Origin of the sequence: Photobacterium malacitanum (assembly GCF_900185615.1) — a bacterium.
GTDB lineage: Bacteria > Pseudomonadota > Gammaproteobacteria > Enterobacterales > Vibrionaceae > Photobacterium > Photobacterium malacitanum.
Genome location: NZ_FYAK01000048.1, coordinates 1 through 579, shown reverse-complemented (window position 1 = coordinate 579; position 579 = coordinate 1). Strand labels below are relative to the sequence as shown.

The 579-nt window shown below is 51.8% G+C and carries 1 tRNA gene and 1 rRNA gene; both read left to right on the top strand.

From position 1 onward, the window contains the following. Positions 1-408, top strand: a 16S ribosomal RNA gene (locus PMAL9190_RS19995); the annotation flags it as partial. 74 nt (positions 409-482) lie between these two features. Then, a tRNA-Ile gene (locus PMAL9190_RS19990) sits at positions 483-559 on the top strand. Positions 560-579: the final 20 nt, after the last annotated feature.

Here is a 579-nt window from a genome sequence, read left to right as displayed (position 1 = left end):
TAATGGTGGGAACTCCAGGGAGACTGCCGGTGATAAACCGGAGGAAGGTGGGGACGACGTCAAGTCATCATGGCCCTTACGAGTAGGGCTACACACGTGCTACAATGGCGTATACAGAGGGCTGCAAACTAGCGATAGTAAGCGAATCCCACAAAGTACGTCGTAGTCCGGATTGGAGTCTGCAACTCGACTCCATGAAGTCGGAATCGCTAGTAATCGTGAATCAGAATGTCACGGTGAATACGTTCCCGGGCCTTGTACACACCGCCCGTCACACCATGGGAGTGGGCTGCACCAGAAGTAGATAGCTTAACCTTCGGGAGGGCGTTTACCACGGTGTGGTTCATGACTGGGGTGAAGTCGTAACAAGGTAGCCCTAGGGGAACCTGGGGCTGGATCACCTCCTTACCTAAAGACTTATGCTGTTTTATGCAGTGTCCACACAGATTGCTTGGTTAAAATGTAAGAACGCAAAAAGACTTGGGTCTGTAGCTCAGGTGGTTAGAGCGCACCCCTGATAAGGGTGAGGTCGGTGGTTCGAGTCCACTCAGACCCACCACTTTTTCTCCCAGAAAAAGT